At 60.0% G+C, this 16,608-nt stretch carries 13 protein-coding genes and 1 tRNA gene; 9 read left to right on the plus strand and 5 right to left on the minus strand.

The window, feature by feature from the left end:
- Nucleotides 1-2 precede the first annotated feature (2 nt).
- The 3 genes from HCZ30_RS11105 to HCZ30_RS11115 all read right to left on the minus strand — a co-directional run bounded on the left by HCZ30_RS11105 (nt 3) and on the right by HCZ30_RS11115 (nt 5,348).
- Nucleotides 3-74 (minus strand) — tRNA-Gly (locus tag HCZ30_RS11105).
- Nucleotides 75-212: 138 nt separating this feature from the next.
- Entirely contained in the window at nt 213-3,659 is a 3,447-nt protein-coding gene (locus HCZ30_RS11110; RefSeq protein WP_167638370.1) for a pyruvate carboxylase, read from the minus strand.
- Between the two features lie 183 nt (nt 3,660-3,842).
- Nucleotides 3,843-5,348 (minus strand): MDR family MFS transporter, encoded by a 1,506-nt coding sequence (locus HCZ30_RS11115; RefSeq protein ID WP_167638371.1) that lies wholly within the window; start codon nt 5,346-5,348, stop codon nt 3,843-3,845.
- A 178-nt stretch (nt 5,349-5,526) separates the two neighbouring features.
- On the opposite strand from HCZ30_RS11115, the gene HCZ30_RS11120 reads away from it, so the two are divergent.
- The 3 genes from HCZ30_RS11120 (at nt 5,527) to HCZ30_RS11130 (ending at nt 9,128) form a co-directional block, all read left to right on the plus strand.
- Entirely contained in the window at nt 5,527-6,054 is a 528-nt protein-coding gene (locus HCZ30_RS11120; RefSeq protein ID WP_348640376.1) for a MarR family winged helix-turn-helix transcriptional regulator, read from the plus strand.
- A gap of 55 nt (nt 6,055-6,109) precedes the next feature.
- Nucleotides 6,110-8,518, plus strand: coding sequence for an ATP-dependent helicase (locus HCZ30_RS11125; RefSeq protein ID WP_167638372.1), 2,409 nt, complete (start codon nt 6,110-6,112; stop codon nt 8,516-8,518).
- Between the two features lie 64 nt (nt 8,519-8,582).
- Complete coding sequence (locus HCZ30_RS11130) at nt 8,583-9,128, plus strand: TetR/AcrR family transcriptional regulator (RefSeq protein WP_167638373.1); 546 nt, start codon at nt 8,583-8,585, stop codon at nt 9,126-9,128.
- Here the strand turns inward: HCZ30_RS11130 and HCZ30_RS11135 are convergent.
- The gene (locus HCZ30_RS11135; protein WP_167638374.1) at nt 9,122-9,724 is read right to left on the minus strand and encodes a LysE family translocator; all 603 of its coding nucleotides are present in this window, start codon (nt 9,722-9,724) and stop codon (nt 9,122-9,124) included. The genes HCZ30_RS11130 and HCZ30_RS11135 overlap by 7 nt on opposite strands.
- Before the next feature lie 74 nt (nt 9,725-9,798).
- On the opposite strand from HCZ30_RS11135, the gene HCZ30_RS11140 reads away from it, so the two are divergent.
- Nucleotides 9,799-10,251: an Lrp/AsnC family transcriptional regulator gene (locus HCZ30_RS11140; RefSeq protein WP_167638375.1), complete on the plus strand. Its 453-nt coding sequence runs from the start codon at nt 9,799-9,801 to the stop codon at nt 10,249-10,251.
- 419 nt (nt 10,252-10,670) lie between these two features.
- Here the strand turns inward: HCZ30_RS11140 and HCZ30_RS11145 are convergent, their stop codons facing one another.
- Nucleotides 10,671-10,889: a DUF1127 domain-containing protein gene (locus HCZ30_RS11145; protein WP_167638376.1), complete on the minus strand. Its 219-nt coding sequence runs from the start codon at nt 10,887-10,889 to the stop codon at nt 10,671-10,673.
- 280 nt (nt 10,890-11,169) lie between these two features.
- Between HCZ30_RS11145 and HCZ30_RS11150 the strand changes: the two genes are divergently transcribed.
- The 5 genes from HCZ30_RS11150 to HCZ30_RS11170 all read left to right on the plus strand — a co-directional run bounded on the left by HCZ30_RS11150 (nt 11,170) and on the right by HCZ30_RS11170 (nt 16,599).
- Complete coding sequence (locus HCZ30_RS11150; RefSeq protein WP_167638377.1) at nt 11,170-12,258, plus strand: Mrp/NBP35 family ATP-binding protein; 1,089 nt, start codon at nt 11,170-11,172, stop codon at nt 12,256-12,258.
- Nucleotides 12,259-12,992: 734 nt separating this feature from the next.
- Nucleotides 12,993-13,493 carry a division/cell wall cluster transcriptional repressor MraZ gene (locus HCZ30_RS11155; protein WP_167638378.1) on the plus strand — a complete coding sequence of 167 codons (501 nt, stop codon included), beginning with the start codon at nt 12,993-12,995 and terminating at the stop codon, nt 13,491-13,493.
- Complete coding sequence (rsmH, locus tag HCZ30_RS11160; protein ID WP_167638379.1) at nt 13,494-14,462, plus strand: 16S rRNA (cytosine(1402)-N(4))-methyltransferase RsmH; 969 nt, start codon at nt 13,494-13,496, stop codon at nt 14,460-14,462.
- On the plus strand, nt 14,462-14,815 hold the full coding sequence (gene ftsL, locus HCZ30_RS11165; RefSeq protein ID WP_167638380.1) for a cell division protein FtsL: 354 nt from the start codon (nt 14,462-14,464) through the stop codon (nt 14,813-14,815). The genes rsmH and ftsL overlap by 1 nt, the downstream gene beginning before the upstream one ends.
- Nucleotides 14,812-16,599, plus strand: a complete 1,788-nt coding sequence (locus HCZ30_RS11170) for a peptidoglycan D,D-transpeptidase FtsI family protein (RefSeq protein ID WP_167638381.1) — start codon at nt 14,812-14,814, stop codon at nt 16,597-16,599. Before ftsL ends, HCZ30_RS11170 begins: the two co-directional genes overlap by 4 nt.
- Nucleotides 16,600-16,608: the final 9 nt, after the last annotated feature.

Raw genomic sequence — 16,608 nt, forward strand, 5'->3', positions numbered from 1 at the left:
GGAGCGGGCGAGGCGATTCGAACGCCCGACCCTAACCTTGGCAAGGTTATGCTCTACCCCTGAGCTACGCCCGCACCGTTTCGGTGGGCGTGAGATATGAAAACGCGGGGGTGGCTGCAAGGGGAAAATAGCGTAAGCGCCGAAAATTTTTGGCGCTTACGCGGTGGAGGCTATGGCCGGAAATGAAAAAGGCGCCCGAGGGCGCCTTTGACTTATTCGAACTCGATCAGGAGGTCTTTGGCATCGATCTGCCCGCCCGGTTGGACGTGCACCGCTTTGATGGTGGCGTCCCTGTCGGCGTGGATGCCTGTCTCCATCTTCATTGCTTCGATGGTCAGGAGGAGGTCGCCTTCTTTGACTTCCTTACCTGCCTGCGCTGCGACAGACGCCACAACGCCCGGCATCGGGGCGCCGACGTGGTTCGGGTTGCCCAGTTCGGCCTTCGCACGGGCGATGGTCGTGGCGGCGGCTGCGCGGTTCGGGACGCGGATCGTGCGGGGTTGGCCGTTGAGTTCGAAGAACACTTTGACCTCGCCCTTGTCGTCCATTTCCGACACGGCCTGCATACGGATTTCGAGGGTCTTGCCCGGATCGATCTCCGCGCTGATCTCCTCGCCCGGTTCCATGCCGTAGAAGAAGGTCTTCGTCGGCAGGGTGCGGACCGGTCCGTAAGTTTTGTGACGGCCCATGTAGTCGAGGAAGACCTTGGGGTACATCAGGTAGCCGTTCAGGTCCTCGTCATCGACGGTTTTGCCTTCGAGCTGCTTGGACAGGTCCGCGCGGGTGGCTTCCAGATCGACCGGAGCGAGGTGCTTGCCTGGACGGTCGGTGATCGGGGTTTCGCCCTTGAGGATCTTGTTCTGCAATGCTTCCGGCCAGCCGCCCGGCGGTTGACCGAGGCTGCCTTTCATCATGTCGATGACCGAGTCGGGGAACACAACGTCGGTTTTCGCGTCCTCGACCTGCTCGCGGGTCAGGTTCTGGCTGACCATCATGAGGGCCATGTCGCCGACAACCTTGGACGAGGGGGTCACTTTGACGATATCGCCGAACATCATGTTCACATCGGCATAGGCCTGAGCGACCTCGTGCCAGCGTTCTTCGAGGCCGAGGCTGCGCGCCTGTGCCTTGAGGTTGGTGAACTGACCGCCCGGCATTTCGTGCAGGTAAACTTCGGAGGCAGGCGACTGGAGGCCCGACTCGAAGGCGCGGTAGTGTTCGCGAACCTGTTCCCAATAGTTCGAAATCTCGCGGATCGCCGCGATATCGAGGCCGGTGTCACGCTCGCCGCCACGGGTGGCTTCGACGATCGAACCGAGGGTCGGCTGCGAGGTGTTGCCCGACAGGGCGTCCATCGCCGCGTCGACGACATCCACGCCAGCTGCCGAAGCGGCCAGAATGGTGGCGATCGATGCGCCCGAAGTGTCGTGCGTGTGGAAGTGGATCGGCAGGCCGACTTCTTCCTTCAGCGCGGTGATCAGCTGGGTCGCTGCGGCAGGCTTCAGGAGGCCAGCCATGTCCTTGAGGCCAAGGATATGCGCGCCTGCTTTTTCGAGCTCTTTGGCCATGCCGACGTAGTACTTGATGTCGTACTTCGAGCGGGCCGGATCGAGCAGGTCGCCAGTGTAGCAGACGGTGCCTTCGCACAGTTTGCCCGAGTCGATGACCGCATCCATCGCGACGCGCATGTTTTCGACCCAGTTGAGCGAGTCGAACACACGGAACACGTCGACGCCGGATTCGGCGGCTTGCTTGACGAATGCCTGAACCACGTTGTCGGGGTAGTTGGTGTAGCCAACGCCGTTCGACGCACGCAGAAGCATCTGCGTCATGATGTTCGGCATGGCTTCGCGGATGTCGCGCAGGCGCTGCCACGGGCATTCCTGCAAGAAGCGGTAGGCCACGTCGAAGGTCGCGCCGCCCCAGCATTCGACCGAGAACAGCTGAGACATCTTCTGCGAATAGGTCGGCGCCACGCGGATCATGTCGATCGAGCGCATACGGGTCGCGAGCAGCGACTGGTGACCGTCACGCATCGAGGTGTCGGTGATGAGCAGCTGGTTCTGCTGCTTCATCCACTTCACAACGGCTGCCGGCCCGAGCGTATCGAGGATCGTACGGGTACCATTCGGCGGAGTGAAGGTGCCGGCAAGCACGGGGGCCTTCGGCGGCTTCACGTCAGCGGGCGGACGCGGACGGTTCGTGGTTTCGGGGTGACCGTTCACGGTGATGTCCGCGATGTACGTCAGGATCTTGGTCGCACGGTCTTTGCGCTTCTTGAAGTTGAAGAGCTCAGGCGTCGTATCGATGAACTTCGTGGTGTATTCGTTCGACAGGAACGTCTTGCTTTTCAGCAGGTTGATCACGAAGTCGATGTTCGTGGACACGCCGCGGATACGGAATTCGCGCAGGGCGCGGTCCATACGTGCAATCGCCATTTCCGGCGTGGGCGCACGTGCGGTGACCTTGGTCAGCAGCGAGTCGTAGTAACGGGTGATGACAGCGCCCGAATAGGCGGTGCCGCCGTCAAGACGGATGCCCGGACCGGTGGCCGAACGGTAGGTCTGGATACGGCCGTAGTCGGGAATGAAGTTGTTCGACGGATCTTCGGTGGTGACGCGGCACTGGAGCGCGTGACCGTCGAGTTGAACGTCGTACTGGCTGGCACATCCGGTCGCTTCAACGAGGCTCTTGCCTTCGGCGATCAGGATCTGCGCACGAACGATGTCGATGCCGGTGACTTCTTCGGTGACGGTGTGTTCGACCTGAACGCGGGGGTTCACCTCGATGAAGTAGAACTCGCCCGAGTCCATATCCATCAGGAATTCGACAGTACCTGCGCACTCGTAATTGACGTGCTGACAGATCTTTTTGCCGAGGTTGCAGAGGTGTTCGCGCTGCGTATCGGTCAGGTAGGGGGCAGGGGCCCGCTCGACGACCTTCTGGTTGCGGCGCTGGACCGAGCAGTCACGTTCCCACAGGTGGTAGATCTTACCGTGCTTGTCACCGAGGATCTGGACCTCGACGTGACGGGCGCGAATGATCATTTTTTCGAGGTAGCCTTCACCGTTGCCGAATGCGGCTTCGGCTTCGCGGCGACCTTCGAGGACCTTGGTTTCCAGCTCGTTTTCGGTTTCGATGGGGCGCATACCGCGACCGCCGCCGCCCCACGATGCCTTGAGCATCAGCGGGTAACCGATTTCAGCGGCCTCGGCGCGGATCGCGTCCATGTCGTCGCCCAGAACCTCGGTTGCCGGAATGACCGGAACGCCAGCCTCGATGGCGACCTTGCGGGCGCTGGCCTTGTCGCCAAGCTCGCGCATGGTTTCGGCGCGCGGGCCGATAAAGGTGATGCCGGCTTCGGTGCAGGCGTCCACGAACTCGGGGTTCTCCGACAGGAGACCGTAGCCCGGGTGGATCGCGTCGGCGCCCGAAAGTTTGGCAACACGAATAATCTCAGGAATGGAAAGATAGGCAGCTACGGGACCAAGTCCCTCACCGATGCGGTACGCTTCGTCTGCCTTGAAACGGTGCAGACCGAGCTTGTCCTCCTCGGCATAGACCGCGACGGTCTTTTTGCCCATTTCGTTCGCAGCCCGCATGATGCGAATTGCGATCTCCCCACGGTTGGCAACAAGAATTTTCTTGAAATCGGCCATAGTCCAGCGGCTCCCCTTTGCAGTCGCAGCAAAGATTTATGTACTTTAAGTGACGGCGTAAACCATATAATTCAAAGGGTGTTAGCGGTAACACACAATCTTTGCGATCTAATGAATTGCAAATATGCAAACGCCCCGACGCAAAGTCGAGGCGTTTCTCTGTTTTAACCTAAGGCTGTGAGCTTACTCAGCAACCGGAACCTGCCTGTTTTTCAACGGGATCTCTTCCAGAATGAGCGCCATCACGAAGCCGACCGCACCGAGGCCCGCAGCAATCCAGAAGATCGGATGGATCGCCTGTGCGACCGCCTGACCGACTTGTGCTTGCAAATCTGCAGGAAGATTTTTCAGCATTTGCGGTCCGATCTCGCCTGCGATTTCCATATCGGCGCCCATCACGGCGCTCATGCGGGCCGCGAAAATGGTGCCGAACAGAGCGACGGCCAGCGAACCGCCGACCTGACGGAACATCAAACCTGCCGCAGTTGCGGTGCCCATGACTTCACGGCTGACGGCGTTCTGAACGGCAGTGGTGACGACCGGGAAGATGCTACCCATGCCCGCGCCGAAGATGGCGAGGTAGATGGCGAACAGGGTGTTCGGCGTGTCGGGGTTGATGGTCGACAGCAGCAGCATGCCGATAACGATGAACGAGGTGCCCAGCATCGGCAGGATGCGGTAACGGCCCGAGCGGCCCATGTAGCGACCTGCGGTGGTCGAGGCGACCAGAATACCGAAGGTCATCGGTACCAGCAGCCAGCCCGAAACGGTTGGGGACACGCCCTTTGCGACCTGAAGGTAGATCGGCAGGAAGGTGACGCCGCCGAACATTGCCGCGCCGACGATGAAGCCCATTGCGCTGGTGACCCAGAAGACGTTCATCTTGAACAGGCCGAGCGGGAGAAGGGGCTCGGGTGCGCGGCGCTCGATCATGATGAACGCAATCAGCGAAACGATTGCGAGCACGATGAGGCCGATCAGCGACGGCGACGTCCAGCCAAGCTGCGAGCCGAGCGAGGTGGCAAGGGTCAGCGAGGCGAGGGTCAGCGACAGGGTCAGAGCGCCCCACCAGTCGATCTTGTGCTTTACGCGGCGACCGGTCGGTTTGAACGCAATGGCGAAGCCGGCAACGGCGAGGATGCCGAACGGGATGTTGATGTAGAAAATCCAGTGCCAGGTGAACGCTTCAACGAACCAGCCACCAAGCAGCGGACCGACAACCGAAGCGACCGAGAAAACGGCGGCAAAGAGGCCCTGAACACGTCCGCGTTCACGCGGCGGGATCACGTCGCCGATAACCGACAGCGCAAGAACGAAGAGGCCGCCGCCGCCAAGACCTTGGAGAGCGCGGGCCAGAATGAGGAAGGTCATGCTGTTGGCGATGCCGCAGAGCGCGGAGCCGAGCAGGAACAGACCAACGGAGACGAAAACAGTGTTCCGGCGGCCATAAAGGTCACCGATTTTACCGTAGAGCGGGGCAACGACGGTCGAGGCCAGAATATAAGAGGTCACGACCCAAGAAAGGTGTTCGACGCCGCCGAGGTCGGCGACGATCGTTGGAAGAGCGGTAGAGACGATTGTCTGATCGAGCGCCGCGAGGAGCAGCAGCACACCGATCGACATGATGATGAGGTTCCGCGACGCGGGAGCCTCATTCTCGTCCGGTACATTTACGTTTGTAGCAGTCATAAGAATCCTTTCGGCCCGAGGGAGGGGCGGGCCATTCGAGGACAAGTTCTAGGCGTGCCGCAACTGTGTGTCAAGCGCACATAAATGTTCCTGTCACATAGTTGACATGCGCAGAATGATGTAGCAAATCACACATATGAACCAATGTGCCCGTCTCCCCGAAGATTATCAGTCCAGTGTGCGCGCTCTCATGGCGGAGCTCGGCTTCAGTCCCGAAGTGGTCGAAGCCATGCTTCAGTTCGATGCGGCGAACTTCACTTGGCACCGGATCGCCACCAAGGGCGATGTCCCGACCCGTATTCTCGACGAGATCGGGCTCGACATTGATCCGATCCAGTTTTCCGCGATGGCTGCGATCAATCGCATAAAGTGGGGTATTGGCCGCGACGCGCCCGAGCAGGTGACCATTGGCGCGCTGGCCGAGGAAATGAACATCGACCCATCGCGGGCGAGTCGCATTGCGTCCGACCTCATTTCCCGTGGGTTGGTGCAGCGTCAGGCGGCACAGGACGATGGCCGCAAGTCCATTCTGGTGCTGACGGACGAGGCTCGCACGGCCTTCCGCCAATACAAAGAAGTCAAATGGCGCAAGCAGTTAGAGATTTTCCAAGGCTGGTCCGACGAGGAAATCCAGAGCTTCACCGCGCTCTATGAGCGCTTCGTCGGCGGCTTACGCAGAATTTACACCGAGAGTGCCGAAAACTAGAACATAAGCCGAACAGACGCTTTCAAATCGCGAACGGCTCCGCTATTTATAGTGTATGAGCAGCTTCTCCGATGATGACGCCTTCGAGGCGGCCGAAATGTCCCTGTCGCAGCGTGCCATGATGGGCGCGCGCCCGACCCAGCAAGCCAACTACATGGATGGCCTGAACCCCGCGCAGCGCGAGGCGGTCGAGGCACTCGACGGGCCGGTCCTCATGCTGGCCGGTGCGGGGACGGGTAAAACCAAGGCGCTGACGACGCGCATCGCGCATCTGCTCGTGACGGGCAAAGCCCGCCCGAACGAGATCCTGTCGGTCACCTTCACCAACAAAGCTGCCCGCGAGATGAAAGACCGAGTCGGTCGTTTGCTCGGCGAAACGGTCGAGGGGATGCCGTGGCTCGGCACGTTCCACTCCATCTGCGTGAAGCTGCTGCGCCGTCACGCGGAACTGGTGGACCTGAAATCGAACTTCACCATTCTCGACACCGACGACCAGATCCGCCTGATGAAGCAGCTGATCGTCGCCTCGGGTATGGATGAAAAGCGTTGGCCCGCACGTCAGCTCGCCGGCATCATCGACGGCTGGAAAAATCGCGCGTGGACGCCGGAGCAGGTGCCGACCGCAGAGGCGGGCGCGTTCGACCGTCAGGCCGTGCGCCTCTACACCGAATACCAGTCCCGCCTGCGCGATCTGAACGCCGTCGATTTCGGCGACCTGCTGCTGCACATGGTCACCATTTTCCAGCGGCATCAGGACATTCTTCAGCAATATCAGCGGTATTTCCGCTACGTGCTGGTGGACGAGTATCAGGATACCAACGTCGCGCAGTACCTCTGGCTGCGCCTGCTGGCCTCCTCGCACAAGAACATCTGTTGCGTCGGCGATGACGACCAGTCGATCTATGGCTGGCGCGGGGCAGAGGTCGGGAACATCCTTCGTTTCGAGAAGGATTTCCCCGGCGCGACCGTCATCCGCCTCGAACAGAATTATCGCTCGACCCATCACATTCTGGCCGCCGCCTCTGGCGTGATCGCGGGCAACAAGGGGCGCTTGGGCAAGACGCTCTGGACCGACCGTGAAGAGGGCGAGAAGGTCCGGCTGATCGGTCATTGGGACGGCGAGGAAGAAGCCCGCTGGGTCGGTGAGGAAATCGAATCCATGCAGCGCGGCACCCGCGGGATGGAGCCGGTATCTCTCGATCACATGGCCATTCTGGTCCGCGCCTCGCACCAGATGCGCGCATTCGAAGACCGTTTTCTGACCATCGGTCTTCCGTATCGCGTCATTGGTGGTCCGCGTTTCTACGAGCGTTTGGAAATCCGCGATGCGATGGCCTACTTCCGCCTTGCTGTTTCGCAGGACGACGATCTGGCGTTCGAGCGTATCGTGAACACGCCGAAGCGCGGCCTTGGCGACAAAGCCGTCCAGACGATCCAGCGCATGGCGCGGTCGAATGGCGTTTCGCTTGTTGAAGGCGCGCGGCTCTGCGTGCAGACCGGCGCGATCAAGGGCAAAGGCGGCAAGGCGCTGGGCGAACTGGTCATCGGCCTCGACCGTTGGCACCAACAGGTCGTCGCGGAATCGGACACCCATATTGAAACCGCTGAGATGCTTCTGGACGAGTCGGGCTACACTATGATGTGGCAGAACGACAAAACGCCCGAAGCGGCGGGGCGTCTGGAGAACCTCAAGGAACTTATCAAGGCGCTGGAGAACTTCGACAATCTCCAAGGTTTCCTCGAACACGTTGCACTGATCATGGACAACGAATCCGAGGATATGGAGGAGAAGGTCAGCATCATGACGCTCCACGCGGCGAAGGGCCTCGAATTTCCCGCCGTGTTCCTGCCGGGCTGGGAGGACGGTCTGTTTCCGTCCCAACGCTCCATGGACGAAAGCGGAATGAAGGGCCTCGAAGAAGAACGCCGTCTCGCCTACGTCGGCATCACGCGGGCCGAGGCGGTTTGCACGATCTCCTTTGCGGCCAATCGCCGCGTTTATGGGCAGTGGCAAAGCCAGCTGCCGAGCCGTTTCATCGACGAATTGCCTGAAGAAAACGTCGAAGTCCTCACCCCTCCGGGCCTCTACGGTGGTGGATATGGCGCGGCCGGAATGTCGATGAACGCGTCACCTGCGTTCTCGATGGCCAGAGAATCAACGATATTCGAGAAAGCTTCAAAAGCCGACGTCTACAACTCGCCCGGTTGGAAGCGGATGCAGAACCGCAATCAGGGCCCGCGCGGCATGTCCCAACCCATCGAGGCGAGGGGGCTAACTATTGATACAACAGCAACTTCTTCATTTACAATTGGCGATCGGGTATTCCACCAGAAGTTCGGATATGGTGAAGTGGTAGATATCGAGGGGGACAAGCTCGGAATCGAATTCGACAAGGCAGGATCGAAAAAGGTCGTCGCCAAGTTTATCGTACCGGCTGGTCAAGAGAACGACGTTCCATTTTAGGTTCGTTGAACGCTCGTTCTTCTCGATCTTGTGAAAGAGTAATTTGTAACGAGGTTAATAAGTCATGGAATTGACTGAGCGGCAGCAAGCCGCGCTTGAACAGGCAATGTACCAGTTCTGGTCGCGCGGTGTGGACGACACTTCCTATAATGTACTGGTCGAAGCGACGGGCATGAGCCGTAAGGCGCTATATGCGACGTGGCCGGAGAAAGAGCTTCTCGTCCGTCAGACGATGAAGCTTTATCGCGATACGGTTCTCAGCTCGCTGACCGACGTGCTGGCCAATCCCTCGCAGGATGCGGTCCGTGCGTTCTGGGACGTGGCGGAGGCGGCAGCGGTTCCCGGTTGGCCGGGGTGCTATCTGCTGCGGTCGGCGACGGGCGAGCTGCGCAAAGACCCTGAAATCGTAGCGATGTACGGTGAGTTTGTGCAAACGATCCGCAAAGGCATCGCGGAATCGGTGCGCCGCCGTGTAAATGATCCCGATGTGACGGCGACGCAAGCCGTGGCTCTCTTGAACTTCCTCACTGATCTGGCGTCGCAGCAGGCGCCGGAATCGGCGCTGCGTCCAGTGTTGAACGCAGGCCGTGCGGCTTGTGCCGTTCAGTGATGTGTCAGAATCGGGATGATCGTCGCTACGAGTAGTAGCGCCATCGTCACGTTGAAAATCCGAAGACGCGCGGGCGTCGACAGGAAACGGCGGGCTTGGACACCAAGGCCCGCCCAAAACGTGATCGAGGGGAGGTTGGTGCACATGAATACCAGCGCCACGACGAGAACCTGCATCGGCGTCTCGTCTGCCGTGTAGTTCGTGATGGCCGTGATCGTCATCATCCAGCCCTTCGGGTTCACCCACTGGAACGCTGCGGCCTGAAGGAAGGTCAGCGGCTTGCCTTTGGTTTCCGGCTGTTTGGGGGACGCCGGAGCTGCGGTCGCGATCTTGTACGACAGGTACAGAAGGTACGCGATGGAGCCCCACTTCATAATGAATTGCAGGGTCGGGAAGGCTTCGTAGACTTTCACGAGCCCGAGGCCGAGCACGATGATCAGGAAGCTGTGGCCGAGGCTCACTCCAAGCATGTGAGGCACAGAGCGACGGAGGCCGAAATTCGCGCCCGACGCCATGAGCATCATGTTGTTCGGGCCGGGGGTGATCGAGCTGACAAATGCGAAGCCGATCAGGGAGAGGAGAATTTGATAGGTCATATTCGCGGAAAATACGCGTCTCATTGCGCAATGGGATTGCGAAGTTGTGCAATCGCCATGTAAATTCGCAATGTATGACGGATTTGGACAGCATAAGCCGCAAGATATTGCGTGAACTCACCAAGGATGGGCGGATCAGCAATCTCGCCCTTGCGGAGAAGGTCGGGCTGTCTCCGTCTGCTTGTTTGCGGCGCGTGCAGGAGCTTGAAAAGCGCGGGGTTATCAAGGGCTACCGCGCGCGGCTTGATTCCAAACAGACCGGCCGCGGGTTTTCTGTCTACGTTGCCGTTGGCCTTGCTGTGCATAGCCAGAAATCCCAGCGTGATTTCGAAACCGCGATGTCCCGCGCGCCTGAAGTTACCGAATGCCACAACATTGCGGGAGCGTTCGAATACCTCCTGCGAGTCGAGGTGGCCGATCTGGAAGCCTACAAATCCTTCCACACCGATACGCTCGGCATCGTCCCGCATGTGCGTTCGATCACCAGCTACATGGTGATGGAAACGACGAAGGACGACCGCGGCTAACCGCGACCCAATTTCAAAAATACGTGCTGAAAATAGAAAACGGCGACACCCGGGAGGAGGAGGGGTGTCGCCGCTCTATTCGGCGAATGCTCAGGGAGGAGGAAGAGCACCCGCTTTGGGAGGATCCGGCAGGGAGGAGGAGAGCCGGACCTCAGATGCGAAACGCTCAGGGAGGAGGAGAGAGCGGTTCGCAATTCTATTTAGGGTGCGGTGACACTCAGGGAGGAGGAGCGAGTGTCACCGCCAGTTTCACGACCCTAGGGAGGAGGAGAAGGGTCGGAACCTTTTATTTCGAAAGGCGGCAGCTCCAGGGAGGAGGAAGGAGCTGCCGCTTTTTTTACGATCCTCCGCAGGGAGGAGGAAGGGAGGATCGTTAGCGGAACTTCAGGGAGGAGGAAGAAGTTCCGTAGTCTATCTATTTAGTTAGCGCCGTAGGCGGCTTCGATAGCGACGCCCTTGATCATAGCGCGGCCGATGCCCAGGTCGTTCAGTTCGCGATCCGAGAGCTTTTCCAGCTCAACCATCGTAGCGCGGTACAGCTTGAACTTGGCAAAGCGGTCAGCCAGGGTGGCGCTCAGGTTCGCAACCGAACCGAAGAAGTTAAAGCCAGTGGCGCGTGCGTCGTTTGCGTATGCCATTTTCGTCTCTCATCCTTTGCTGCTCGGGCAGCGTCGTCTTTTTCGTTTTGCCGTTTCCGGCGCTTAGCGACTTGCGCTGTTGTTGAACTCAATTTGCGTTTTTTGCTGCGACTGCACAATTGGGACTTTGGTCAATGCCGCCATGCAGCGAGTGCATGGGAAAGCATGTCGCTTTACGCATAACTGTTGCATTGGGCGGGTAGGTGGACGGGTTTGTCTTGAATCTCGGGCATTTACGCGTTTGGTTGCGCAAGAAACAGGCAAACCGATGGAGGCCCTCATGGCTCTGGATAAGGCCCGCGTCACCGAAATTCTACAGTCGGTATCCGTGCCGGGCGGTGGGAATCTGGTTTCCCGCGATCTCGTGCGTGCCCTTGTGGTTGAGAATAAGCAGATTCGATTCATCATTGAGGCGTCTACGCCCCAAGAAGCGCAGAATCTCGAAGGTGTTCGCGTTGCAGCCGTCGCTGCCGTCGAGTCGGAATCGGGCGGTGTTCCCGTCACAGCCATTCTGACTGCGCATGGCCCCGCCGCCGCCGCGCCGGCCCAGCAGCAACAAGCTCCGAACCTCAAGATCGGCCGCCACCCGACGCCGCAGCAGGGCGGTCCGCAGGGCGTGCCAGGAATCAAGCGTATTATTGCGATCGGTTCGGGTAAGGGCGGCGTCGGCAAATCGACCGTTTCGTCGAACCTCGCCGTGGCACTTGCGAAGCAAGGGAAGAAGGTCGGTCTGCTCGACGCTGATATATACGGTCCCAGCCAGCCGCGCATGATGGGCGTCAGCGGCAAGCCCACATCCAAGGACGGAGAGAATATCGACCCGCTCACTGCGCATGGGGTCACTGTCATGTCCATCGGCTTCATGGTCGAAGAGGATAAGGCCGTCATCTGGCGCGGTCCTATGCTGATGGGCGCGCTGCAACAGCTTCTGGGGCAGGTGAAGTGGGGCGAGCTTGACGTTCTGCTCATCGACCTGCCGCCGGGTACGGGTGATATCCAGCTGACACTTTGCCAGCGCACCAATCTGACGGGCGCTATAGTAGTGTCCACGCCGCAGGACGTGGCGCTGCTGGATGCGCGAAAGGCGCTCGATATGTTCTCTACGCTCAAGACGCCGGTTCTGGGCCTGATAGAGAATATGTCGGTCTTCCACTGTCCGAACTGTGGTCACGAGAGTCATATCTTCGGACATGGCGGCGTCGCTGCCGAAGCGGACAAGCTCGGCGTTCCGCTGCTTGGCGCTCTGCCGATCGACCTCGACACGCGTCTGGCGGGGGACAGCGGTACGCCCGTCGCTGCGAAAGAGGGGCCAATGGCGGACCATTATAGTGCGATCGCCAAGCGCCTCGTCGACGGCGGGATCGTCTGACGCACACTCTATATATCTGGAACTGTCTGGGCCGCTCGTGAACCACGGGCGGCCTTCGTCATTTCGGGGTCTGGAACCGTCTGGAACTCGCCGCGAAAAATGCGGGGAATCTGCGCGAACCGTCTGGAACTCGATTCACACACGAATCACTGTGGCGTGAATAAACACCCCAAAAACAAGAACATAAATAGAACATGAGATGGGGTGGGGTGTGTCCAAGATGCACCACAAAAAATTCTATGAACTTTCTGGAACCTACCATGCGCTGCGTTATCCACAGGGTGGTGTGCTAAATATGGGGTATAGTTTGTACAATTCGCCAATATGGGGCGTAACCCACTATTCCGTGATGTCTGCGTTGGACCCGTGATCGACCCGAACTATCCCACTGAGTTCCATGTAGTTCCAATTAATGGTTGCCCGGTTCCATCACATTTGGCACAAACAAGACATCGGAAGTGAGCTGGTAACGACTAAGCGGGACAAAGACCCAAAAGGGCGCAGATCCCAGCGGTAAAACAATAAAACCAGAGCAGGTTTCATACAGGCAGCCACTCACTTCCAAACAAGAAGATCCGGCGCGCGAGCGAGCAGACATCCCCCCAGGTGGCGCGCGTTGTCGGACATCCCGCGAGGGACGATGACGGCGGATCGGGCTTGGCAGTAGCTCGATCCGCCGTTCGTCTTTCAGGGCCCGAAAGGGCAGGCAGGTAAGTAAAAGAGGCCGCAGGCAAGTGATCCACTCGTTCGAAGGCGAGCACTACCAGAAAGTCGACCGGAAGGGCCGTATGTCCGTTCCGGCAGATTTTCGTCGTGAGCTTGCCTTGGGCGATGCGGATGCCGAAGTCCGCGGCACGGTCCGTATGAAGATCGTCTACGGCCAACACCTCAAAGAACATGTCGCCGTCTACCCGATGGACGAATACCAGCGCATCGTCGAAGACATCTACGCGATGCCGCGTTCCAAAGCGCGCGACCAGAAACGCCTGTCGCAGCTTTTCGTGACCAAATCGCTCACGATCGAAGCCGACAAGGATGGCCGCGTCATTCTCAACAAGACCATTCGCGACAAGCTCGGCATCGAAGAGGGCGAGATCTACTTCCGCGGCGGCGTCGGCAACTTCGAAATGTGGAACGCGGAGCATTTCCGCGAGACTGTCGAAGCCGACATTGACGAATGGCTGGACGAGCAGGACGAGGACTTCGATCCGCTCGAACTGCTGGGAGGCGAATAAATGTCCGCTCCAGACAAACCCCACATTCCCGTTTTATTGAGACCGCTTATCAAGGCGGTCTCTCCTGTCTCTGGCACATGGCTTGATGGCACCTTCGGGGCAGGGGGCTACACCCGTGCTCTGCTCGAAGCGGGCGCCGACAAAGTCATCGGTGTCGACCGTGATCCGCTGGCGTTCGAAATGGCGTCGGGATGGGTTGGCGACTACGGTGACCGTCTGGAAATGGTCGAGGGTACGTTCTCCGAAATGGACAGCTACGCCACGGGCCTCGACGGCGTCGTGCTCGATCTGGGCGTGTCGTCCATGCAGCTCGATCTGGCAGAGCGCGGCTTTTCGTTTATGAAGGACGGCCCGCTCGATATGCGCATGAGCCAGTCGGGCACCTCGGCTGCCGACCTCTGCAACGAGCTGGAAGAGGCCGAACTGGCCGACATTATCTATCTCTACGGTGAAGAGCGCGCGAGCCGCCGCATCGCCAAGGCCATCGTGCAGGCCCGCCCGATCCATACAACGCTGCAACTGGCGAAGCTCGTCGAAAGCTGCCTGCCGCGCCCCAAGCCCGGTCAGAGCCACCCCGCGACCCGCACGTTCCAAGCGCTCCGCATCGCGGTGAACGACGAATACGGTCAGCTGTTCGAGGGCCTTCTGGCTGCCGAACGTGCGCTCCGCCCCGGCGGGTTGCTGGCCGTCGTGACCTTCCATTCGGTCGAAGACCGCATGACCAAGCGTTTCTTTCAAGCGCGTTCGGGCCGCACGGCCAACGCCAACCGCTACGCGCCGGTCATCGAAAAAGACAAGCCTGCGTTCGAGATGGTCGAGAAAAAGGCCATCGGTCCGGACGATCAGGAACTCGACGAAAACCCGCGTTCGCGCTCGGCCAAGCTGCGCGTGGCGCGCCGCACCGATGCACCGGGCGGGGACATCGACAAGGCATCACTCGGGATGCCGCTTCGGAAAGGTGAGCGTTAATGCGCAGTCTGCTTTATGTGATGACCGCACTTGGCGTAATCGGACTGGCCTTCTGGGCCTATCAGGAAAATTACCGCACGCAGGACTCGCTCAAGGAAGTCCGCCAACTGAACCGCCAGATCGCATCGGCCAACGCGCGTCTGCGGATGCTTCAGGCGGAGTGGGCGTACCAGAACCGTCCCGACCGCCTGCGCGACCTTGCCGAACTGAACTTCGACCGTCTTGGTCTTCTGCCGCTGATGCCCGACGGTTTTGGCCGCGTCGATCAGGTGGCTTTCCCGATGGTACTTCCGAGCGAACTTGGCCGCGTGATCGAAGTATCGAGCGACGGTGATGCAGAGGTGACCGAATGAGCCGCCGTATTCCCCTCCGCCCGCTGGCCCGCATCATTCAGGCCCGCCAGAGCGGTGAAAACCCCGATGCGATCGAGGCCGAGAACCGCCGCATCCGCCACGAAGCCATGCGCGACAGTGCCCGCGCTCGCGCCGAGAGCCGTCTCATGGTTCTGGGCGCTTTCTTCTTTTGCGCCTTCGCGGCCATCGTCTTCAAAATGGGTGTGATCGGGGCGAGCCTTCCCGAGGAATCGCAGGTCAGCCTGTCGGGCGGCGAGCCGATCCTGTCCGCCCGCGCCGACATCGTTGACCGTCAGGGCCGTATCCTCGCGACCAACTTCGACACCTATTCCGTTTACGCCCAGCCGCAGGACATGGTTGATCCGGTCCATGCCGCTGACGAGCTGTTCCGCATCTTCCCCGACCTCGACCACGAGCGACTGGTCGCCGACTTCACCGGCAACCGTAAATTCGTTTGGATCCGCCGCCAGATCAGCCCTGAACAGATGCAGGCGGTCCACGATATCGGCGATCCGGGAATTCTATTCGGCCCGCGCGAGATGCGGATTTACCCGAACGGCCCGTTGGCCAGCCATATCCTTGGCGGTGCGAGCTATGGCCGCGAGGCTGTGAACACTGCCGAAGTCATCGGCATTGCCGGTGTCGAGCGCACTTTTGACGAATTCCTCCGCGATCCCGCCAACGAAGGCGCGCCGCTGGAGCTTTCGATTGATCTGACCGTCCAGTCCGCGATGGAACGTGTGCTTCACGGCGGTATGATGCTGATGAATGCCAAAGGTGCGGCGGCTGTCCTCATGGACGCCCACACCGGCGAAATCATGGCGATGGCATCGCTGCCCGACTTCGACCCTAACGACCGTCCCGCCGTGCTGACCACGGGCGATCAGTCCGACAGCCCGCTGTTCAACCGCGCTGTTCAAGGTGTCTATGAGCTTGGTTCGACGTTCAAGATTCTGGCCGTCGCGCAGGGTCTGGAGATGAACCTCATCGAGCCCGACACCATGATCCAGACCTCGCCCGGCATCCGCATGGGCGGCTTTACGATCAACGACTTCCACAGCTATGGCGCACAGAACACCGTCACCGATGTCATCGTGAAATCGTCGAACATCGGCACCGCCCACATTGCAGAGCTGATCGGCCCCGATAACCAACGCAACTTCCTCAAGTCGCTGGGCATCCTCGATGTCTCGCCCGTCGAACTGGGCGAGGCAGGCGCGGGCCGTCCGCAGCTTCCGCGTCAGTGGGGCCCGCTGGAGACCATGACGATCTCCTACGGCCACGGCGTCGCAGCGTCCCCGCTGCACCTCGCCGCGTCCTACGCCACCATCGCGAACGGCGGCCACCTCGTGCAGCCGACGCTGATGCGCGGCGGCAACCCGATCCCCGGTGAGCGGATTATGTCCGAAGAGACCGCGGCTGCTTCGCTGTCGATGCTGCGTCAGGTCGTGACCCGCGGTACCGCGTCCTTCGGCGAAGTCGCTGGCTACGAGGTCGCTGGCAAAACCGGTACCGCAGACAAGGTCAAACCGACCGGCGGATACTATGATGACAAGGTTATCGCGACCTTTGCGTCGGTCTTCCCTGCCTCCGATCCGAAGTACGTTCTGGTCGTCACGCTGGACGAACCCGTCGACACCACCAGCAACGAACCGCGCCGTACCGCAGGTTGGACCGCCGTACCTGTCGCCGCAGAGCTAATCCGCCGCGTCGGACCGCTGCTCGGTCTACGTCCGCAGATTGATAATCCGCTACTGACTGGTGTATCGCTGACCTCTAACTAACCGAGGGAG

The organism is Marivivens donghaensis (assembly GCF_011806565.1).
In the GTDB taxonomy this organism is placed as follows: Bacteria; Pseudomonadota; Alphaproteobacteria; order Rhodobacterales; family Rhodobacteraceae; genus Marivivens; species Marivivens donghaensis_A.